Annotated in this window: 18 protein-coding genes and 1 pseudogene; 14 read left to right on the forward strand and 5 right to left on the reverse strand. The window is 67.9% G+C overall.

Translation table 11 applies throughout. The features are described from left to right. Positions 1 to 95: 95 nt before the first annotated feature. From MUN78_RS16845 to MUN78_RS03090, 5 genes and pseudogenes are all read left to right on the forward strand, one after another. A pseudogene (locus tag MUN78_RS16845) lies at positions 96 to 398 on the forward strand (formylglycine-generating enzyme family protein); the annotation flags it as partial. 58 nt (positions 399 to 456) lie between these two features. After that, positions 457 to 1,631 (forward strand): IS3 family transposase gene (locus MUN78_RS03075; protein ID WP_244726688.1). Its coding sequence is split into 2 segments (ribosomal slippage): positions 457 to 736 and positions 736 to 1,631, totalling 1,176 coding nucleotides; the frame shifts between segments, so codons are not numbered across the junction. A gap of 272 nt (positions 1,632 to 1,903) precedes the next feature. Next, complete coding sequence (locus MUN78_RS03080; RefSeq protein ID WP_244728728.1) at positions 1,904 to 2,449, forward strand: hypothetical protein; 546 nt, start codon at positions 1,904 to 1,906, stop codon at positions 2,447 to 2,449. A gap of 30 nt (positions 2,450 to 2,479) precedes the next feature. After that, positions 2,480 to 3,586 (forward strand): fatty acid desaturase family protein, encoded by a 1,107-nt coding sequence (locus tag MUN78_RS03085; RefSeq protein WP_244728730.1) that lies wholly within the window; start codon positions 2,480 to 2,482, stop codon positions 3,584 to 3,586. Between the two features lie 59 nt (positions 3,587 to 3,645). Then, positions 3,646 to 4,578: a diacylglycerol/lipid kinase family protein gene (locus MUN78_RS03090; protein WP_244728732.1), complete on the forward strand. Its 933-nt coding sequence runs from the start codon at positions 3,646 to 3,648 to the stop codon at positions 4,576 to 4,578. An 88-nt stretch (positions 4,579 to 4,666) separates the two neighbouring features. On the opposite strand, the gene MUN78_RS03095 is transcribed toward MUN78_RS03090, so the two are convergent. Both MUN78_RS03095 and MUN78_RS03100 read right to left on the reverse strand, forming a co-directional pair. Then, on the reverse strand, positions 4,667 to 4,831 hold the full coding sequence (locus MUN78_RS03095; RefSeq protein ID WP_244728734.1) for a hypothetical protein: 165 nt from the start codon (positions 4,829 to 4,831) through the stop codon (positions 4,667 to 4,669). A gap of 316 nt (positions 4,832 to 5,147) precedes the next feature. Then, positions 5,148 to 7,757 carry an Ig-like domain-containing protein gene (locus tag MUN78_RS03100; RefSeq protein ID WP_244728736.1) on the reverse strand — a complete coding sequence of 870 codons (2,610 nt, stop codon included), beginning with the start codon at positions 7,755 to 7,757 and terminating at the stop codon, positions 5,148 to 5,150. 219 nt (positions 7,758 to 7,976) lie between these two features. Between MUN78_RS03100 and MUN78_RS03105 the strand changes: the two genes are divergently transcribed. The 9 genes from MUN78_RS03105 to MUN78_RS03145 all read left to right on the forward strand — a co-directional run bounded on the left by MUN78_RS03105 (position 7,977) and on the right by MUN78_RS03145 (position 16,672). Beyond that, positions 7,977 to 8,306, forward strand: a complete 330-nt coding sequence (locus tag MUN78_RS03105) for a hypothetical protein (protein WP_244728738.1) — start codon at positions 7,977 to 7,979, stop codon at positions 8,304 to 8,306. 173 nt (positions 8,307 to 8,479) lie between these two features. Next, positions 8,480 to 9,520: an ABC transporter substrate-binding protein gene (locus MUN78_RS03110; protein ID WP_244728739.1), complete on the forward strand. Its 1,041-nt coding sequence runs from the start codon at positions 8,480 to 8,482 to the stop codon at positions 9,518 to 9,520. Between the two features lie 7 nt (positions 9,521 to 9,527). Then, positions 9,528 to 10,337 (forward strand): ABC transporter ATP-binding protein, encoded by an 810-nt coding sequence (locus MUN78_RS03115; RefSeq protein ID WP_244693094.1) that lies wholly within the window; start codon positions 9,528 to 9,530, stop codon positions 10,335 to 10,337. After that, a complete protein-coding gene (locus MUN78_RS03120; protein WP_244728741.1) occupies positions 10,321 to 11,154 on the forward strand; it encodes an ABC transporter permease in 834 nt (277 codons plus the stop codon). The genes MUN78_RS03115 and MUN78_RS03120 overlap by 17 nt, the downstream gene beginning before the upstream one ends. A 62-nt stretch (positions 11,155 to 11,216) precedes the next feature. Then, on the forward strand, positions 11,217 to 12,734 hold the full coding sequence (locus MUN78_RS03125) for an aldehyde dehydrogenase family protein (RefSeq protein ID WP_244728743.1): 1,518 nt from the start codon (positions 11,217 to 11,219) through the stop codon (positions 12,732 to 12,734). A gap of 29 nt (positions 12,735 to 12,763) precedes the next feature. Further along, entirely contained in the window at positions 12,764 to 13,780 is a 1,017-nt protein-coding gene (locus MUN78_RS03130; protein ID WP_244728745.1) for a membrane dipeptidase, read from the forward strand. Next, entirely contained in the window at positions 13,777 to 15,348 is a 1,572-nt protein-coding gene (locus MUN78_RS03135) for a phytoene desaturase family protein (protein ID WP_244728747.1), read from the forward strand. The genes MUN78_RS03130 and MUN78_RS03135 overlap by 4 nt, the downstream gene beginning before the upstream one ends. Then, positions 15,345 to 15,641, forward strand: a complete 297-nt coding sequence (locus tag MUN78_RS03140; RefSeq protein ID WP_244693101.1) for a muconolactone Delta-isomerase — start codon at positions 15,345 to 15,347, stop codon at positions 15,639 to 15,641. Before MUN78_RS03135 ends, MUN78_RS03140 begins: the two co-directional genes overlap by 4 nt. A gap of 5 nt (positions 15,642 to 15,646) precedes the next feature. Further along, the gene (locus tag MUN78_RS03145; protein ID WP_244693103.1) at positions 15,647 to 16,672 is read left to right on the forward strand and encodes a LacI family DNA-binding transcriptional regulator; all 1,026 of its coding nucleotides are present in this window, start codon (positions 15,647 to 15,649) and stop codon (positions 16,670 to 16,672) included. Positions 16,673 to 16,958: 286 nt separating this feature from the next. On the opposite strand, the gene MUN78_RS03150 is transcribed toward MUN78_RS03145, so the two are convergent. The 3 genes from MUN78_RS03150 to MUN78_RS03160 are packed head-to-tail and all read right to left on the reverse strand — an operon-like array spanning position 16,959 to position 19,612. Further along, positions 16,959 to 17,720, reverse strand: coding sequence for an SDR family NAD(P)-dependent oxidoreductase (locus MUN78_RS03150; protein ID WP_244728749.1), 762 nt, complete (start codon positions 17,718 to 17,720; stop codon positions 16,959 to 16,961). 54 nt (positions 17,721 to 17,774) lie between these two features. Next, on the reverse strand, positions 17,775 to 18,704 hold the full coding sequence (locus tag MUN78_RS03155; RefSeq protein WP_244728751.1) for a transketolase family protein: 930 nt from the start codon (positions 18,702 to 18,704) through the stop codon (positions 17,775 to 17,777). After that, positions 18,701 to 19,612 carry a transketolase gene (locus MUN78_RS03160; protein ID WP_244728753.1) on the reverse strand — a complete coding sequence of 304 codons (912 nt, stop codon included), beginning with the start codon at positions 19,610 to 19,612 and terminating at the stop codon, positions 18,701 to 18,703. The genes MUN78_RS03155 and MUN78_RS03160 overlap by 4 nt, the downstream gene beginning before the upstream one ends. Positions 19,613 to 19,658 lie beyond the last annotated feature (46 nt).

Genomic DNA, 19,658 nt, shown 5'->3' on the forward strand with positions numbered 1-19,658 from the left:
TCCGCGGAGTGCACGCTATAGGGTCGGCCGCCACCCGTGCCTGCACGGCCGTGCATTTGACAGGCCAGCCGACAAGCATGCAGCCTCAGAGCGAGCACGCGATTCATCAACTTGCTATCCCAGCCGGAACATTCCTCATGGGGGACTCCTCCGGCGACGAGAACTGCGGCGACGGGGAGACACCGCAGCATCTCGTCACGCTCGAAGCTTTTCGAATCGACGCAACCACAGTGACCAATGCAGAGTTCGCGCGGTTCGTCGAACAGAGCGGATACCGTACCGACGCCGAACGATGGGGGTTCTCCGCCGTTTTCCACGCCGCGATACGTGCCGAGTCGACGGACGTCATCGGGCCAGTCGGTGGCGCCCCCTGGTGGTACGGCGTTGGGTCTGCTGAGGGTTTTGTTGAGTCCTTGATTGCATCGCTCAGAGTGCGGTGCTGGAAAGATGAGGACCATGCCCATCAGGAACTACAGCGACGAGTTCAAACGCGACGCGGTCGCGCTCGTGGAATCGGGCGTCGCGCAGAAACAAGTCTCGAGAGACCTCGGGATCTCACGGTCAGCGATCCAAGCCTGGGTACGGGATGCGAGGTTCCAGTCGCACGGGATCACCCCACCAACGGATCCCGCTGAACGGCGCGAGATGACGGCCGCCCTGAAGCGGATCCGCGAACTCGAGCAGGAAAACGAAGTCCTGCGTCGCGCGGCCGCATATCTGTCGCAGGTGCATATCACGCCCCCAAAATGATCTACCCGCTCGTCCAAGAGCTTGCTGCGACCGGTGCCCGGGTTCGGGTGCCGGTCGCGGTGACGTGCCGGGTACTGGGGTTCAGCCATCAGGGCTACTACCAATGGTTGTGCCGACCCCAGTCTCCGCGCGAGATCGAGGAAGCGCACCTCATCGGTGTGCTCCGTGAACTGCATGCTGATGATCCCGAGGGCGGGTACCGGGTCCTTGCTGATGATCTCCACGATCTCGGGTACGAGATCAGTGAGCGGCGCGTGTGGCGGTTATGCAAGATCGCTGGCCTGCAGTCCGTCATCTCGAAACGGAAACGCCGCTACAGGGAGGCTGGTGCCCCGGTCGGTGATGATCTCGTGCAGCGCGAGTTCACGGCTGACCGTCTAGACGAGAAATGGTTGGTCGATATCACCGAGCATTGGACGGGCGAGGGCAAGCTCTACATGTGCGCGTTCAAGGATGTGTGTTCGAACCGGATCGTGGGGTACGCGATCGATAAGCGTATGAAGGCGTCGCTCGCGGTTCGTGCACTCGAGAACGCTCTGTTGCAGCGCGGCTATCCCGAAGGCGTGATCGTGCATTCCGATCGTGGGTCTCAGTTTCGGTCTCGGCGTTTCCAAAAGGCGCTGGGGCGGTATCGGCTGCGGGGATCGATGGGTCGTGTGGGTGCGTGCGGGGATAACGCGGCGATGGAGAGCTTCTTCAGCCTGTTGCAGAAGAACGTTCTCGATCGGCAATCCTGGCGAACCAGGCAGGAACTACGGCTGGCGATCGTGTCGTGGGTCGAGGGGAAGTATCACCGGAAGCGGCGTCAGCGTCGGCTCGGGAAGCTGACACCGGTCGAGTTCGAAGCCATAATGATGGATGCTGTCGGTCTGGCGGCATAAACCCCGGACTCAACACAACCTTCAGCAGACCCGAATGAGCACGGATGCTCTCGGAGCTCCTACCGCGCGTGGCCTCTTCGGTGGACTCGCACGCACGCCGGAGTCGCGTATCGTGCACAACCTTCGTTCCGCGCGCATCCGCGCAGTTCTTCGATGGTCAGGGACCTCGGCGGGGGAGCGCTCATGCGCTCACAAGTCGGCGCCGAGGCTCACCCGTCTGACAGGGTCGCCGAAGCTGTGAGGCGCACATGTACGGGGCGTATCGTCAGATCATGGATACACAGACACGAACGAGCGGTGTGGACGCCGCGACGCTGGGCCTGGGATCAGTGCTGGTGGGTTCGTTGCCTGCTGCCCTGATGACCGATGAAGCCCCCGACCGATACACGGTGGAGGCCGTGTTCACGCGACGCCCCGAACGGGATGAAGTGATCGAGATTTTGGGGAGCGAGACCCGGGACTTTCTCGCGAAGGCTGGCTATCCGACCGTGGAGGTCACGGTGTCGGATCGCCGCCTGGAGATCGCGAACACGAACCTCGAGGAGTTGCGCGACGGACTCGCAAACGTACTCGCGGATCGCCTGGCAGAGATCAGCACGAGGGTGAGCGCTCGGCAGGAGGCAGCCGCGGTGCTGTTCCAGAACGCGGCTGCGAGTGAGAATGCCCGTACCGCCGCGGTCATCGCACTCGCGGAATCCGTCACTTTCGCCCCATCCCCAACTGGTCAGGATTCGGCGGGAGCGGAGGCGAACCGTGTCCGGTCGGATCGCGCCCAGATCGATGACTGGACCGATGAGGGCGGTCACGGACGTTCCTGACGCCCAAGACCGCAGGATCTCAGGTGCATCATGAACGAGTATCGTTCGACCCGATCTCCTCGGACGGGCTTGTCAGCCAACGGTAGAGGTGCGAGCGGGTTCACGACATTGGCGAAGACGATCCGAGAGCAGGGATTGCTGCGTCGCCGGTATGGGTACTACTGGACGAAGCTGATCGGTCTGCCCCTGATCCTCGCCAGCGGCTTGTTCGCGTTCGTCTGGATCGGCGATACCTGGTGGCAACTCTTCACCGCGGCGCTCCTTGCGATCCTCTTCACTCAAATCGCGTTCCTCGGCCACGACTCCGCACACCGCCAGATCTTCATATCGGGAAAGTGGAATGACTGGGTGAGCATCGTCCTCGGTGATTTGCTGGTCGGTATGAGCTACGGGTGGTGGCAGCACAAGCACACGCGCCACCACGCGAACCCCAACAAGCTGGGAGCCGATCCTGACATCGAACTCCCGGTGATTATTGTCACTCCGGATCGAGCACCTCCGAAGAGCCGGATGCTGAAATGGCTGCGGGCGCATCAGGGGGTGTTCTTCTTTCCGATTCTGCTTCTGGAAGGGGTCTCGCTGCACGCGTCCGGGGTGCGTCGAGTGCTCGCGAGGGGTGAGCTGAAGCGGCGTTGGGCAGAGATCGTGTTTCTGCTGATCCGGCTGATCGGGTTTCCGGTGCTCGTGTTCATCGTGCTCTCGCCGGGAATCGCGTTCGTGTTCCTCGCTGTGCAAGTCGGCGTGTTTGGGTTGTATATGGGAATTTCGTTTGCCCCGAATCATAAAGGGATGCCTGTCGTGCCGAGAGGTGCGAGCCTCGATTTCCTGCGGCGTCAGGTGATGATGAGCCGCAATATTCGCGGTACCCGTGTGCTCGATACCGCGATGGGTGGTCTGAACTATCAGATCGAGCACCATCTGTTTCCTTCGATGCCTCGCCCGCATCTGCGCAGGGCAGCGCCGATCGTCGCCGAGTACTGCCGAACCCACGACGTTCCATATCTGCAGACGGGACTGTTCGCTTCGTACGCCATTGTCGTGCGCTACATCAACCGAGTCGGGCTCGGGGAGCGTGACGTGTTCACTTGCCCGCTCATCGAGCAGCGCAATCACCTCACGATGCCAGCGGCACCGTGAGGTTTCCTCGCAGAGACGGGATGCCGAGGCGACCGCATGCCGCTGTGGTCTATCATCCGGTGAAGATTCCATTGGAGCGTGCCCGTGCTGCTGTAGAGGTGCAGGAGCGAGCGCTGGGCTGGGAAGCTTCACGCTGGTACGAGACAAACGCACAGGATTCCGGACGCGCCGCGGCGGAGCAAGCCCTGGCGGGTGACCCGGCAGTCATCATTGTGGCCGGTGGCGACGGCACCGTCCGAGCCGTCGCCGACGTCGTCCACGGCTCGGGGATCCCTATCGCGCTGATCCCCACCGGTACCGGGAACCTGCTAGCCCGCGACCTCGGTATCTCGCTCGGCGATGTCGAGGGCAACATCGAGGCGGCGTTCACGGGCGCGACGCGGGCCGTGGATGTCGGGGTCGCCGAGTTCGACGATGCTGACGGCGCCTCACGACGGCATGCTTTCGCTGTCATGGCGGGTATCGGCCTGGATGCGGAGATGGCGGAGCACACGAGCTCGATCGCGAAGAAGCACCTCGGCTGGCTGGCCTACGTCACGCCCATCGCCAGATCGGTCATCGCCAACCGGCTCTTCCATCTCGACTACCGCGTGGACCAGAGCAGGGTCAGGTCCACTCGAGCGCACACGGTCATCGTGGGCAACTGCGGCACGCTCACCGGAAACATGCTCCTGATTCCGGGCGCGGTCATCGATGACGGGTTCCTCGATGTGGTGATGATGCGCCCGAAGGGACGGTTCGGGTGGGCTCGGATCGGCACGCGCCTCACTCTGCAGGGCATCGCACGTCGCTCTCGGCTCAGCCGGCGCATGCTTGAACGAGCGCCGGATATTCACGCGCTCGCCTACGTCCGGGGGAGACAGTTCGAGGCACGCTTCGACACTCCGCACCTGATCGAACTCGACGGAGACAGCTTCGGCCACGTGACTCGCGTCAATGTCGGTATCAGACCCGGTGCACTGCAAGTCCGGGTTGCCCGGCGAACTGACTGAGCGCAGGCAAGCAGCGCTGGGGTGTGCGGTACGCACAGCCATGCTGTAGAAGAGCATCTCCCGCCGAACCACGCGAGGGAGGGGCGGGTTACACTTTCGAGCGCTTCGCGCGTTGCCGGAGCAGCCCGAAGATCACGGTGCCGACGAAGAGCACGATTCCGATGATGGCCAACCAGAGCAGGCCCTCGAACACGAATCCCACGATCGACAGCACCGCCCATACCACAAGCAAGATGAGAAGAACTGTCCACATGTTCCTCACCCTACGCCTCTTCCCTGACCAGGGGTCATGCCTGGCTACACTCACAGGAAGTCGTGCCGAGACTTCCCTGCCCAGGTTGCGACACTTTTGAGTGGTGGAGTCATGATTCTCGCGAAGCTGCCTCCGTGAGGTCGCCATTCACCCATCATTCACCCAGAAGGACAGGGTCGTCGGGGCGGACCTCGAGGGCAAATTTCGGGGTGCATGTGCTGCAACAAAAATGCGTGACATGACGAGCTCTGCAACCCCTCGATCGCCATGACCTCTGCCGACTAGGAGAGAGGAAGCCGATCCGCCTGTCTGGAGGTCACTGCTCCCAACGCGATGCGGAGAGCCTGGACAATGGATACGCGGCCGCTCCCGCCAGCAGCAGACCGAGCGCAGTCCAGAGCGCCGCAGGCGCGGCTTCGTTGCCCGTGACGGCGAGCCCGCCCGCTGCGAGAGCCGGAGATGGAGGCTTCGGAGCTGCCGGCGGGGTCGGCGACATCGGGTTCTTCTCGAGCTCGGCTTGCGTGAGCTCCACGGTGCCGAGCACGGTGGGCGGGGCCGCATCCTCGGCGAGCAGCGTGTCGTCAACGCGGGGTGCTGGCGTTGTGACGGTGAGTGTGCTGGTGCCGACCGTCTTCGACGACCGGATGGTCGCCGCGTAGACGCCGGGAGCGGATTCGGTGAACGCGCCGAGCCGCTGATCCGGATCGGTGGAGGACAGCAGGATGTCGATGCCCGGTACGGGGTGCTGTTGACCATCGCGGGCGGTGACGGTGATCGTCGTCGTGCTGGTGCCGTCGGCGAGGATCGCATCGTCGCCGAGGACGATATCGGCGCTCACCGCGGCGCCGACGATCTGCGTGAGCGTCGCGGTCTGCGTGAGCGCGGGGTCGACGGAAGCGTCGGCGGCGGTGATCGTGTGCTCCCCGAGGCTGGTCGATGCGGTGACGGTCGCGGTGTAGCTGCCGTCTCCGTGATCGGTGATGGAGGAGATGCGCTGATCTGGATCGCTCGAGACCAGAGTGATCGGCTCGTCCGCGAGCGGGTGGCCGTAAGCGTCGGCGGCGGTGACCGTCGCCGTGGTGGTCGAGACGCCGTCGGCGGTCAGCGTCGTCTCCGCGAGCGCCAGGCCGAGGACGGTGGCCGGGCCGGTCGTCTGCGTCAATTCGACCGACCTCACGAGCGCGGGATCGACCGTGTCCACTCGCGCGGTGAGCGTGGCGACGCCGACCGTGTCGGAGGCGGCGATTGTTGCGGTGTACGTGCCGTCGCCGTGGTCGGTGACCGAAGAGATGGCCTGCTCGCCGTCGCTCGTGACGGTCGGCGCGGCACCGGCGATCGGATGCCCCACCGAGTCCGTGACGCCCAGCGTCAGCAGCGAGGTCGTGGCGCCGTCAGCGACGATCTCGGGCGCGGACAGCTCGGCGGAGAGCCCCGCGGCCGGCCCGGCGATCTGCGTGACGACGGCGCTGGCGGAGATGCCGTGCTCGGCCTGGAACGCACTCAGGGTGACGGGGCCGACGACTCGCGACGAGGTGATCGTGCCGGTATATTGGCCCTCCGCGACGCGGGCGAGGGGGCTGATGGCGAGCTCCGGATCGGACGCGGAGAGGGTCGGGGGAGCGGCGACGTCGACCGGGTGGCCCCAGGCGTCGAAGACGTTCAGCGCGAACGGCACCTGGGTCGTGCCATCGGCGAGGAACGTCGTCTCGGAGGGGAGGAGCTGCATACTCTGGGGCGGGCCCGGCGTCTGCACGAGCACGTGCACCAGGTCAAGGTCCGGGCGACCGACCACGGACGCGGTGACATACCCCGTGGCGACGTCGGTCGTCGCGGTGATCTGCGCCGTATACGTGCCGTCGCCGTGATCGACCGTCGGAGTGATCGACTGCCCGGGAATCGTGGAGGTGAAGCGCACGACCTCCCCGATCACCGGATTGAAGGCGATGTCGCGCAGCACCACGGTCGCCGTGACCTGGGCGGTGCCGTTCGCCACGATCGAGTTCGAGGAGATCGCGGAGAGCATATACGCGACCGGCTGCATGCGGAAGGTGATCTTCAGGTAGGGCGCGGCGCCCCGATCGCCCTGGGACATACTGGAGTTGATCCCCGAGGCATCGACGTAGCTCGATCCCGCGCCGCCGCTGCCGTAGGGGCTGCCCCCGCCCCCGCCGTAGTAGCCGCCGCCCCCGCCGCCGCCCAGGTTGTTCCCGGCGTCGCGATAGCCGGGCAGTCCGCCCGCGCCGAACGACCCGGCGGTACCCGCCACACCGTCGTAGGCCTGGCCGGCGGCTCCGCCGGCCGACTGCGTGCCGCCACCGGCGCCGGGAACGACCTGCGCTGCCGTCGGGTTGTCCTCGCCCGCGCCCCCGGTGAGGCCTCCCGCGTTGCCGCCGGCGGCCCAAGGGTGGCCCCCGCCCCCGCCTCCGGCGACGAGGATGCGATCGCTCAGCGCGGTCCCGTTCCTGCGCAGGTCCGTGGCGCCGCCCCCGCCGCCCATCTTGGAGACCGAGGCGGCGTCGGGGTTGTCGCCAGGCGCGCCGCCGTTATAGCCGCCGTCCGGCCCGCCTCCATTGCCGCCCACTACCGCGGTGTAGCTCGCACCCGGCGTGATCGGCAATTCGGCGGTCACCAGAGCTCCGGTGCCGCCGGGCAGCGCCAGGCCGCGGGGTTCGCCGCCGGATCCGCCGAGCGCCTCGACGACCATTGCGGTCGCGCCGGCCGGCACGGTGACCGGGTGCTCTCCGGCCGTGGTGAAGGTGACCGTCTGGTCGGCCGCCTCTGCGGGAGCGGCGGGAGCGACGACGAGCGCGGCTCCCGCAGCCACCGCGGCGCCGGTGACGAGGCCGGCCAGGGCGCGTCTCCCGAGGTGGAACAGTGAACGCCCGCCCGCGCGCGGTCGGGCTGCGGTCCGTGATGTTGCGGGCATCGATGCTCCTCAGGGAAACGGTCCGGCGTGTCCCCGAAGGGGCGATGGTTCATTATCCGTGATTGTCCCGTGCATTCGCAATGGAAAACATCACGGTCTCCGTTGAGGGGGAGCGAGGTCCGGATCTGGCGCTCGCGCCGGGAGATCGCGCTCCGGCACCGGTCCGCCCGGGCGCCGGCCGGTACCCCGCGCCGTCGATGGTGGGGGAGGATTGACGGCATGGCAGACGACAGTGGCTGGGGCCTGGACGATCTCGATGGCAATGCGCACTCGCTGGTCTCGCATCGGCTCGGTGCCTGGGACCTGATGATCGGTGGCGGGCCGGACGCCTACGTCGTGACGGCGATCGGCGAGGCCGGGGATCGCGTCGCCAACGCGCTGTCGTCCGTCGCGCTCGGTGACGATGCGACCACCGTCGATCTGACGGTCGGGGGTCAGGCCGTGGACTACCCCCGCAAATACGCCCTCACCCGCGACGAGGCCCTGGCGGCGATCGCCGATCTCGAGGCGGACCGCCTCGATGGGGATCGGTGGGAGATTCTCGAGTAGAGCGACGCCGGGCGCGTGTCGGGTTCGTGCCGTCTCGCGCGCCCTGCGCATCACGGGAATGTAAACCTTTACATGAATTTGTGAATCGCGCTTGACTCCCGCGTCGCGGCTGCGTACTGTCGCATGTACACGATTACATCACTCGCAGTCGTCCGTTATCAAAGGAGATCGATATGCACGACTACCGCGCGCATTCCATGCGACGGCCACTCGCCTTCGGGGCAGCACTGCTGAGCATCGGCCTGCTCGCCTCGTGCTCCTCCGCCGCGCCCGATTCCGGCGACGCGAGCGGCGGGGGAGGCGAGACGAAGACGGTCGCCCTCTCGCTGGACTGGAGCACTTATGTCCCCTACCACGCTCCGTTCGCCGTTGCGGCCGAGCAGGGCATCTGGGTGGAGCACGGGCTCCAGGTCACGGAGACCCTGCCGGGAGGTTCGGGCGACGCGGCGGTCGAGGTCGGCACCGCGAAGACGGACATCGCATGGGTCGACCTCTCCACCGCCGCCTCGTCGATGCTGCAGGACGTCCCGATCACGGCGGTCGCGAAGGTGCAGGACATGAACGCCAGCGGCCTCACGGTGCTCGAGGACACCACGCTCGAATCGGCGGACGACGTGGTGGGCATGCGCATCGGCTCGACTCCGGGAGGCTCCGATTCGACGCTCATCGGCGCCTTCCTCAACGCCAACGACATCGACGAGGACGAGGTCACGATCGTGAACCTCCCCGCCAACGGGAAGTTCCCGGCGCTGATGACCGGAGAGGTCGACGCGATCAGCGGTCAGGTGTACTTCTACGCGAGCAGCGCCGAAGCCGAGGGGCAGAGCGCTCATGGCCTGTCGTTCTCCGAGATGGGCCTCAACATGCTCGACCACGGCTTCATCGCGAACGATGCGTTCATCGAGCAGGATCCCGAAGCGATCAGCAGCTTCCTCGCCGCATACCGCGAAGCGCTGCGGATCACGATCGACGACCCGGCCGCCGCGTGCCGGGCGCTCGTGGAGCGGTCCGACGGCGAGGTGCTGCAGGATTCCTGCGAGACCCAGCTCGACCTGTGGCTGCCGCTGACGACCGATCCCGCAGACGCCGGCTGGGGGGAGAACACGGACGAGGAGTGGCAGGAGACGGTCGACGTGCTCACCACCTACGGTGACGCGACCGGCTCACGGGATCCGGCAACGATGTTCACGAACGACCTGCTGCCGAGCGAGTGAGCCGTCCATGAAACCGATCGAGATCACCTGCGAGCATGTCACCAAACGGTATCGGGCCCGGAAGACCGAGGTCGTCGCGCTCGAGGACGTGACGCTGCACGTGCAGCCGGGCGAGTTCGTGTCGCTGCTCGGGCCGAGCGGCTGCGGGAAGACGACGCTCCTCCGACTGATCGGCGGGCTGGAGGCCGCGACGCGCGGCAGCGTGCAGATCGACGGAGCCGAGGTGAGCGACTCGCATCCCGAGCTCGGCATCGTCTTCCAGACCGACCTGCTGATGCCGTGGCGCACCGTGCTCGACAACGTGCTCCTCCAGGTCGACGTCCGCAAGACGAGGTCGCCGCAGACCGAGCAGCGCGCCCGCGAGCTGCTGGCCCAGGTCGGGCTCGACGGCTTCGTCGACAGCTATCCGAACGAGCTCTCCGGCGGGATGAAGCAGCGAGTGGGGATCTGCAGGGCCTTGCTGCACCATCCGCGGCTGCTGCTGATGGACGAACCGTTCGCCGCGCTCGACGCCATGACGCGGGATCAGATCTCGATGGATCTCTCCGAGCTCGCGGCGAGCACGGGGACGACCATCGTGTTCGTCACCCACTCGATCCCCGAAGCCGTCTTCCTCTCCGACCGGATCTACGTGATGTCGCCCCGCCCGGGACGCATCGCCGCCGAAGTCGAGGTGAGCATGCCGCAACCCAGACAGCTGCACCATCGGCTCGACGCGGCATTCACCGCGAAGGTCGCCGAGGTGACGGAGATCTTCGAATCCCTCGGGGTACTGAGCGGCGGACAGAGAGGAACCGGCAATGACGAAAGCGAATGACGGCACGGTCGCCGTGCGATTGCGGACAGCCCCCTCGCGGCGAGGCGCGAAGTCCGGCACCGGAACCGCGTGGCTGCGACGCGTCCCCTGGCTCGCGCCGGTGCTCACGCTCGCGCTGCTCATCGTGCTCTGGGAGATCGCGGTCCGTGCCGCGGACATCCCGAAGTTCCTGCTCCCCGCTCCGAGCGCCGTGTGGGACGCCATGATCGAGAACTGGAGCGTGCTGATGAAGCACGCGGGCGTCACGCTGCTCGAGACGATGATCGGATTCCTGCTCAGCGTGGTCGTCGGCGTCGCGCTCGCCGTCGTGATGGTCATGTGGCCCATCGCGGGGGCGGCGGTCTTCCCGATCCTGGTCGCTTCGCAGGTGATCCCCAAAGTCGCGATCGCTCCGCTGATGGTGGTCTGGATCGGCACCGGGGTCACCACCTCGTCCCTCATCGCCTTCGTGATGGCATTCTTCCCGGTCGTCGTCAACGCGACACTCGGGATGAAATCGGTGAACGACGCGTCGATCGACCTGCTGCGATCGATGCGTGCGACGAAGTGGCAGGTGTTCCGCTTCCTCCGCTTCCCGAACGCCCTCCCGTACATCATGACGGGCATGCAGCTCGCGGTCGCGTTCGCGATCGTCGGCGCGATCGTCGGTGAATTCGTCGGCAGCGAGTCCGGGCTCGGCTACCTGCTGATCGTGACGCAGGGGAACCTGCGCACCGACCTGCTCTTCGCCGCCCTGGTCGTACTCACGGCGCTCGGCCTGCTGCTCTACTACGGGGTCGAGCTGCTCGGGAAGCTCTTCCTGCGACGCCGAGGCTGACCGCGGGCGCTCGCCGCGCTCTCCCCGCCGCACACACATCGAGAAAAGGAATCGCCACACTCATGCACACAGCCAACGATGGTTCGTCGACTCGGATCGACCGGACCGAGTTCCATTCGGTTCTCGACGGCCAGCCACGGGTCGGCCCCCACCGGGTGCCTCTCGTCGACCCCGCCCGAGGGGCCGAGTGGGGGACCGTGAGCTGGGCGCCCGATCACGTCCGGGAAGCCGTCGATCTCGCGGGGGAGGCGTTCCGCACCGGATCGTGGGCGCGCGCCCCGCGCGCCGAGCGCGCCGACGTGCTCGACGCGATCGGGCGCGGGGTGCTGGAACGCGTCGAGGAGATCGCGGTGCTGGAGACGCTGGCGAACGGCAAGCCGCTCGCCGCGACGCGAGCCGAGGTCGGTGCCAGCGCCCGCTGGTGGGGGTACTACGCCGCGCTCCTGCGGACGCTGCGCGACGAGAGCATCGAGCTCTCGGCGAGCAAGCAGGCGCAGATCGTGCAGGAGCCCGTCGGCGTCGTCGCCCTGGTGACGCCGTTCAACGGGGCCTTCTCGCTCGGAACCTGGAAACTCGCGCCGGCGCTCGCCGCGGGGAACGCGGTCGTGGTCAAGCCGCCCCTCGATTCCCCCGCATCGACGATGATCCTGCTCGAGGTGCTGCATCAGGCGGGGCTCCCGCGCGGGGTCGTGCAGCTCGTCCAGGGCGGCGTCGAGGTGGGCGCCGCCCTCGTCGAGCACCCGGAGACGGCGATGGTCTCCTTCACCGGCAGCACGCGGGCGGCCGGGGCGGTCGGACGCGCCGTGTCCGGGCGGCTCGCCCGCTTCGTCGCCGAGGCAGGCGGCAAGTCCGCGCACATCGTGTTCGAGGACGCCCGGATCTCCGACGCGGTGACGGCGGTCGTGCAAGGCGGCTTCTCGGGCACCGGGCAGACCTGCGTCGCGGGCTCTCGCATCCTGGTGCACCGTGCGGTCGTCGCCGAGTTCACCGCCGAGCTCCTGCAGCGCATCTCCCGGCTGCGCGTGGGGGATCCGCTCGTCGCGGAGACGCACCTCGGCCCGATCGCGACTGCGACGCAGCACGCGAGGATCCGGAAACTCATCGACGAGGCGGTCTCGGAGGGCGCGGAGGTGCTCACCGGGGGATCGACTCCGCCCGCGGTGCCCGCCGCGCTCGCGAACGGCTACTGGGTCGCCCCGACCGTGCTCAGGGTCGACGACCACCGCGCGCGGATCTGTCAGACCGAGGTGTTCGGCCCCGTGCTCGCGCTCGTCGAGTTCGACGACGAAGCTGAAGCGATCGCGCTGGCGAACGACACGGAGTTCGGGCTCGCGGCAGGCTTCTGGACGCAGGACGCGGGGCGCATCCGCCGGGTGGGCGGGCTGCTGCAGGCCGGCACGGTCTGGGTGAACACCTACCGGGGCATGGACTGGCAGACGCCGTTCGGCGGCTACAAGCATTCCGGCATCGGTCGGGAGAACGGCCTCGAGGGCCTCCGGGAGTTCCAGGAGACGAAGGCCGTGGTGCAGGAGTTCGGGAGGGCCGCGGACCCCTTCGGCCTCGCCCCCGCCGATCAGTGAACGAAGACACCGAGAAAGAGATGGATGGAATGACTACGGAAGAGCAGACGTCGACGATCGTCGTGGATTGCCTGGAGTACAGCAACCCCTCGCGCGAGCGGTTCCTCGAATGGCGCGACGGCAGGGTCGGCTGCGTGCATGTCACCCTCGCGGTGTGGGAGACCGCGCGCGAGACGCTGTCGGTACTCGGACGATGGAACGATCTCTTCGCGGAGAACAGCGACCTCGTCGCGCACGCCACGAGCGCTCAGGGCATCAGGGACATCGTGGCCTCGGGGCGGACGGCGGTGATGTTCGGGTTTCAGAACACCGCGCCGTTCGAGGACGACATCCGGCTCGTCCGGGTATTCCACGACCTGGGCGTCCGCATCGTGCAGCTCACCTACAACACGCAGAACAGCATCGCCGCGGGCTGCTGGGAGGACGATGACGCCGGTCTCTCCACGCACGTCGGGCGTCAGTTCGTCCGCGAGCTCAACGAGGTGGGCATGCTGATCGACCTCTCCCACTGCTCCGAGCGCACGTGCCTCGACACCATCGCGGAAAGCGCCGCGCCCGTGGCCGTCACGCACGCCAATCCCTTGGAGTTCGTCGGGGCGGAGGTGGAGCTCGGCCGGCGCCCGAAGTCGTCCGAGGTGCTCGCGCAGCTGACGGCCCGGGGCGGTGTCGTCGGGCTCAGCCCGTACGTGCGCATGCTGCGGCACGGCATTCGCACCACGGAGCAGGAGTTCGTGGACATGATCAGCTGGACCGTCGATCGCTTCGGGATCGAGCACGTCGCGATGGGCACCGACTTCTACACCGGGTACGGCGTCGAGGCCGTGCAGTGGTGGCGGATGGGACGATGGGGCCGAGAGAGCCCGGTGCCGATCGACGAGAACGCCCCCGTCGTGGAGTGGCCCGCCTGGTTCAAGTCGCCGACCGCGTTCCCCACGCTCATGGACACGATGCGCCGCGCCGGCTTCACCGACCGGGATCTCGCCCTCGTGATGGGCGGCAATTGGCTGCGTCTGTTCGACGAGATCTTCGACCGGCCCGCGGCATGACACCGCACGTCCTCGTCATCGGAGGAGGCCACAACGGGCTCGTCGCCGCGAACTACCTCGCCCTGACCGGCCACCGGGTGACGCTCATCGAGCAGCGCGAGCGGCTCGGCGGCGTCGTCGGCCGCTTCGACTACCTGCCGGGCTACTCCTCGTCGATCACGAACTCGCCCGGGTCCTTCGAGGGCATCGTCATGCAGGAGCTCCAGCTGCAGGACTTCGGGCTGCGCTTCCACCGCCCGGAGGCCACCCTGCTCCATCCCATGGATGACGGTCTCTTCATCGGGTGGCGGGAGCCGAGGCTCCTCGAAGCGCAGATGGAGCGGATGGCGGCGGGGGAGTCCGCCAGGCATCGCGCACTGGTGTCGCGGCTCGACCGCCTGGGGGAGGATCTCGGCCTTTCCCTGTGGGAGCGGCCGCAGGACCAGGGCTCGGTGCTGGAGCGCATGGCGCCCGGCCCCCGCGCCGAGTTCCGACGCACCATGATCGACGGTTCGCTGCACGACCTCCTGGACGAGTCCCTGCGCTCGCCGCAGGTGAAGAGCCTGATGATGATGCTGGCGCTGAACGGTCAACTGCTCTCCCCGCGGGCACCCGGCTCGGCCTTCGGGCTGATGCTGCGTCCCATCTCCCGGGCGTCGGGCGACGCCGACCTGCTCGGCATCCGCGATGCCCCGCTGCGCGGTTCGGTCGGGTTGCCGGTCGGATCGATGTCCGCGATCGTCGACGCGCTCGAGACGGCCGCCCGCGTGCGCGGAGTCGCGATCCGCACCGGAGCCGGGGTCGCGCAGCTGGAGTTCGACGATGCCGAGCGGGTGACCGCGGCGGTCCTCGAGACCGGGGAGGCCATCGAGCAGATCGACGCCGTCGTCTCGACGGTGGAGGCATCCCGGCTGCACCGCATGATCCCGGATTCCGCGATCCCCGGGAGCGCGTGGCCTGCGGCCCCGGACGGATCCGCCTTCAAGATCGCGCTCGCGCTCGACGGCCTGCCGTCGGTGGCGGGCGCCCCCGACGGCATCCCGGAGGAGACGCTGCTCTCGACCCAGTTCCGGATCGGCCCGAATCCTGAGTACATCACCGAGGCGGTGGAAGACGGCATCGCGGGGCGTCCGTCCGGAAAACCCATCATCTGGGGGCTGATCCCGAGCCTCACCTCTCCCGGACTCGCCCCCGAGGGGCGCCACCTCATGAGCCTGAACGTCTGGCACGCGCCGCATCGCCTCGGCGAAGCCTACTGGCAGCGGCACGGCGCAGCATTCGCCGATCGGTGCATCGCGCAGCTCGAGACCGCGTTCCCTGGGCTGTCCGATCGCATCACCGATCGACGGTGGCTCGGGCCCCACGAACTCGAACGCGAATTCGGGCTCACCGCGAGCAACATCACCCATGGCGACATGACGCCGCAGAGCATGCTGAACGGCAGGCCGGACGCCGGGCTCAGCGATCAGCTCGAACGCGCCGGCATCGTCCTCGGCGGGGCCGAATCCTGGCCCGGAGGCTACGTGACGGGCATCCCCGGGCGGAGAGCCGCATTGACCATTGCACGAACGAAGGAAGCGATCCGATGAACCAGCTGAACGAGTTTCTCGTGAACATCCAGATCACGTGGCCACGCGATCTCCCCGAGGATGAGATCCACCGTCTCGCCGTCGAAGAGCGGCAGATGGCAGCGGTCCGCGCGACCGAGGGGCATCTGGTCCGCATGTGGCGGGTGCCCGGCCGTCGCGAGAACTGGGGGCTGTGGCGTGCGACCGATGCCACGCAGCTGCATGAGATCCTGAGCGCGCTCCCCGTGTGGCCCTACATGACCGTGACGGTCCATCCGCTTGCCAAGCACGCCGTGGATCCCTTCATAGACTAAGCATCATGAAGTCCATCGGTGTCATCGACATCGCCCGTGAGGCGGGTGTCTCGACGGCGACGGTGTCCCGCGTGCTCAACAGCTCGGAGCGGGTCTCCGAGGACACCCGTGCCCACGTGCTCGAGGTGATCGAGCGGCTCGGGTTCTCCCCGAATGCGTCGGCGTCGAGTCTGCGGAGAGGCCGCAGCGACGCGATCGGCATCGCCGTCGCGAGCATCTCGCAGCCCTGGTACGTGAAGCTCATCCGTGAATTGCGTCGTGCCGTCACCGCCCGGGGCATGACGACCGTGGTCTACGACCTCGAGCACAGCAGCCGCGTGCTCATCGAGCACACCGAGAGCGCCCGGCGCCTGCGCTTGGCCGGGATGATCCTCGCCACGGGCGATCGCCTCGACGAGGCGGAGGTCAGCGATTCCCTGCATCGACTCGCGGGCAGCATGCCGCTCGTCGTGATCGGCCAGCGACTGGACGATGCGACGTGGCCGACGGTCTCCTTCGATGACGTCGCCGCCTCGGCGGCGGCGACCGAGGAACTCCTGGAACGACGCGGTCGGCCGGTGCTCTTCCTCGGCAGCTCGAGGAGATCCTTCCTCAGCGATCAGCGACGCGAAGGCGTGCGACGCGCCCTCGAGGCGAGGCCGGAGCTGCTGCGCGACTCGAGCTTCGTCGTCCTCGATGGCCCGATGGACTACGCCGCGGGGTACGCGGAGGCCGCCTCCCGAGCGCACGAGCTGCGTCGGTACGGTCTCATCTTCTGCGTGAACGATGAGCTCGCGCTCGGGGCGCTGCGAGCGCTCGGGGAACTGGGACTGCGCGTGCCCGAGGACGTGATGGTGATCGGCTACGGGGACGTCGACATGCTCCCGTACCTGACGCCGTCGCTCTCCTCGCTCAGCGGTGACGTCAACGCGATCGCGGGCGACGCGCTCGACGCGATCATGGCGGGCATCGCCGGGGAGCCGGCGTTCGCGGCTCGCGTGCACTCGCGGCGCATCGTGCACCGCGAGTCGACGGAGGTGCGCGAGGGGTAGCCCGTCAAGCGCTCCTCGACGCTGCCGACCGACGGTGCCGGATCCGTTCTCGGCGGACGGGGCATGGGACAGCCGGCGGCGCTTCACCCCGCCGGTGCTCGATCAGCGCGCGCACGCCTCATGGGGCGGCGAGTCTCGCCGGCGGCGCGAACCCGGGGATGATGTGCATTCGGGCCGCACGCCGACGATCCGGTCAGGTGGGTGCACCGCGGCCGCTCATTCCCGGATCGCGTGCGCTGCCCGCGTGCTCCGCCTCGGCGAGCGACTCGACCCCGCCTGCGACCGTTTAGAAGGTGCCGTCGACGGTCACGCCCCCGTCCACGCGGAGCACCTCCCCGTGGACGAACGAGGCATCGTCGGAAAGGAGGAACGCGATGGCGCTCGCGATCTCGCGCGGATCGGCGAGGCGACCGAGCGGCGTGCGGGCGAACAGCTTCTCGGTGCTCAGCGTGCCGTTCCGGATGCCCGATTGGACCATCTCGGTCGCCACGTACCCGGGGGCGACGGCGTTCACGCGCACCCCGTTGCCGCCCCATTCGACGGCCAGGGTCCGCGTGAGGCCGAGGATGCCGCTCTTGGCGGTCGCATAGGCGACCCTGCCGGGCAGGCCGAACGTCGACCCCACGGACGCGATGTTGACGATGCTGCCGCCGCCGGCGGCGAGCAGGGGGAACGCCCCGCGGCTCAGCATGAACGCGCCGGTGAGATGAATCTCGAGCTGCAGGCGCCACGCCTCCGTGCCGTACGTCTCCGCATCGCCGCGGATCAAATTCCCCGCGCCGTTGACCAGGCCGTGGAGGGACTCCGTCTGCGCGGAGAGCGCTTCGAAGAGCGCTGCGACGCTGGTCTCGTCGGCGACGTCGACCCCGAATCCGAGGTGCTGCTCGGCGCGGGGGAACCGTTCGTTCAACGCTGCAGCCGCGGTCGTCGCGGACTCCTGCTGGAGGTCGGCGATCACGATGCGATGGCCGCGGTCGGCGAGCAGCGCGGCGGTGGCGTGGCCGATGCCCTGCGCGGCTCCGGTGATGAGTACGGTCGGTGTTTCCATGGCGCTGGTGCTTTCTCGTGTGACTCGTGCTGGGAGATGCGTGCGGGGGATCGTCTACTGCCGCAGGCGTGCGAGCACCTGCTCGCAGACCCTGCGGGGGGAGAGACCGTGCTTGTGCAGCAGGAAGTCGTTGGGCGCCGACTCCGACCACTCGTCGGCGAGGCCGATGCGGAAGAGCGGTGTCGTCACGCCGTGGTCGGCGAAGAGCTCGGCGACGAGCGAACCGAGACCGCCGATGACGGTGTGCTCCTCGACGGAGATCACCAGGGGGGCTCCGCCGGCCGCGGCGAGCAGCCCGGCGGGATCCAACGGCTTGATGGTCGGAGCGTGGACGACGCGAGCCGAGATGCCGTGGGCCTCGAGGAGCTCGGCGGCAGCGAGTGTGCGCGAGGTCTGGACGCCGGTGGAGACCAGCGCGAGGTCGGCGCCCTCGCGCACCGTGCGCACGGCGCCGAGCTCGAAGCGATAGTCGGAGTCGAAGACCGGCGCAACGGCGTCGCGGGCGAGCCGGAGGTACACCGGGCCCGCGAAGGTGTCGGCCCAGCGGATCGCCGCTGCCGCCTCGAACTCGTCGGCGGGCGCGACGACCGTCATTCCGGGCATCGCGCGCATGATGGCGAGATCCTCGATGTCCTGATGGGTCTTGCCGCTCGAGCCGTTGAGCAGCCCGGCGTACGAGGCCGCGATGCGCACGGGGGCGCCCGTCTGGGCGACGAGCATGCGGACCTGATCGAGTGCGCGATGCGTCAGGAAGACGCCGAAGCTCGAGAGCCACGGCCGGTACCCGAGCGTGCTCATGCCGAAGGCCATGCCGACCATGCTCTGCTCGGCGATACCGGCCTGGATGAACGCGTCTGGATGCTGCTCCGCGACCCTGCTCGCCATCGTGGACGTCGCGAGATCGCCGTCGATGACGACGACGCGGTCGTCGCCGCGCACGAGCTCGACGAGCGTGTCGCCCCAGACCTGTCGTTGGGATCTCATCGGATCGACTCCTTCGGGGGCTCGGGCTGCGGGTCCGGGAACCCGAGCTCGGCGTGGGCGACAGCGAGTTGCGCATCGGTGGCGACGCCGTTGTGCCAACGGTATGCGCCCTCGGCGAAGGAGACGCCGCGCCCCTTGGCGGTGTCCGCGAGGATCACCGACGGGCGTCCGTCGGAACCGCGGGCGCCGGTGGCCTCGTCGAAGGCTCGTCGGATGGCCCCGAAGTCGTGGCCGTCGATGCGGATCGGGCGCCAGCCGAAGCCGGTGAAGACGGCTTCGAGGTCCGTGTGCCCCATCGGTTCGCTCCGGTCGAAGCGATCGTGCTCCTGCCTCGGCCACCCGAATTGCTGGAGCCCGTTGAGGTCCACGATCGCGGTGAGGTTATCGAGTCCGTACCGGGGGGCCGAGATGACGCTCTCCCACACCATCCCCTCCTCCAGCTCTCCGTCGCCGAGCATGACCCAGGTATGGAACGTCTTCCCGAGACGGCGTGCGGCGAGCGCCATTCCCGCTCCCGCGGAGAGGCCCTGGCCCAGGGAACCACTCGAGGCGTCCACCCCGGGGGTCAGCTTCATGTCCGGATGCCCCTGCAATCGGGAGTCGCCCCGGTCGAACGTCGCGAGTTCATCGAGCGGGAAGAATCCGCGCATGGCGAGCACGCTGTAGAGGCCGATCGCGTTGTGGCCCTTGGACAGGATGAACCGGTCGCGGTCGGGGTGCTGCGGCTGCGCCGGATCGATGCGCAGCTCGCCGAAGTAGAGCGAGATGAGCAGATCCATCGCGGACAGCGGTCCGCCGATGTGGCCGGCGCCGCTCGCCGCCACGGTGCTGATGACCCGCCAGCGGCCCTCCCGCGACAGTGCCGCGAGCTCGTCGTCCGAGGGCCGCGCTGGTTTCTCAGGTGTCATGGGCTCCGCTCACTCCGCTCGCTGGCCACCGGGCGGACGGCGGATG

Source organism: Leucobacter allii, from assembly GCF_022919155.1.
GTDB lineage: Bacteria > Actinomycetota > Actinomycetes > Actinomycetales > Microbacteriaceae > Leucobacter > Leucobacter allii.

What these genes read in the sequence shown, in the direction of transcription:
- MUN78_RS03080 (WP_244728728.1), top strand. Translation starts at nt 1,904, where the DNA reads ATGGATACACAGACACGAACGAGCGGTGTGGACGCCGCGACGCTGGGC.
- MUN78_RS03085 (WP_244728730.1), top strand. Translation starts at nt 2,480, where the DNA reads ATGAACGAGTATCGTTCGACCCGATCTCCTCGGACGGGCTTGTCAGCC.
- MUN78_RS03095 (WP_244728734.1), bottom strand. Translation starts at nt 4,831, where the DNA reads ATGTGGACAGTTCTTCTCATCTTGCTTGTGGTATGGGCGGTGCTGTCG.
- MUN78_RS03100 (WP_244728736.1), bottom strand. Translation starts at nt 7,757, where the DNA reads ATGCCCGCAACATCACGGACCGCAGCCCGACCGCGCGCGGGCGGGCGT.
- MUN78_RS03105 (WP_244728738.1), top strand. Translation starts at nt 7,977, where the DNA reads ATGGCAGACGACAGTGGCTGGGGCCTGGACGATCTCGATGGCAATGCG.
- MUN78_RS03110 (WP_244728739.1), top strand. Translation starts at nt 8,480, where the DNA reads ATGCACGACTACCGCGCGCATTCCATGCGACGGCCACTCGCCTTCGGG.
- MUN78_RS03115 (WP_244693094.1), top strand. Translation starts at nt 9,528, where the DNA reads ATGAAACCGATCGAGATCACCTGCGAGCATGTCACCAAACGGTATCGG.
- MUN78_RS03120 (WP_244728741.1), top strand. Translation starts at nt 10,321, where the DNA reads ATGACGAAAGCGAATGACGGCACGGTCGCCGTGCGATTGCGGACAGCC.
- MUN78_RS03125 (WP_244728743.1), top strand. Translation starts at nt 11,217, where the DNA reads ATGCACACAGCCAACGATGGTTCGTCGACTCGGATCGACCGGACCGAG.
- MUN78_RS03130 (WP_244728745.1), top strand. Translation starts at nt 12,764, where the DNA reads ATGACTACGGAAGAGCAGACGTCGACGATCGTCGTGGATTGCCTGGAG.
- MUN78_RS03135 (WP_244728747.1), top strand. Translation starts at nt 13,777, where the DNA reads ATGACACCGCACGTCCTCGTCATCGGAGGAGGCCACAACGGGCTCGTC.
- MUN78_RS03140 (WP_244693101.1), top strand. Translation starts at nt 15,345, where the DNA reads ATGAACCAGCTGAACGAGTTTCTCGTGAACATCCAGATCACGTGGCCA.
- MUN78_RS03145 (WP_244693103.1), top strand. Translation starts at nt 15,647, where the DNA reads ATGAAGTCCATCGGTGTCATCGACATCGCCCGTGAGGCGGGTGTCTCG.
- MUN78_RS03150 (WP_244728749.1), bottom strand. Translation starts at nt 17,720, where the DNA reads ATGGAAACACCGACCGTACTCATCACCGGAGCCGCGCAGGGCATCGGC.
- MUN78_RS03155 (WP_244728751.1), bottom strand. Translation starts at nt 18,704, where the DNA reads ATGAGATCCCAACGACAGGTCTGGGGCGACACGCTCGTCGAGCTCGTG.
- MUN78_RS03160 (WP_244728753.1), bottom strand. Translation starts at nt 19,612, where the DNA reads ATGACACCTGAGAAACCAGCGCGGCCCTCGGACGACGAGCTCGCGGCA.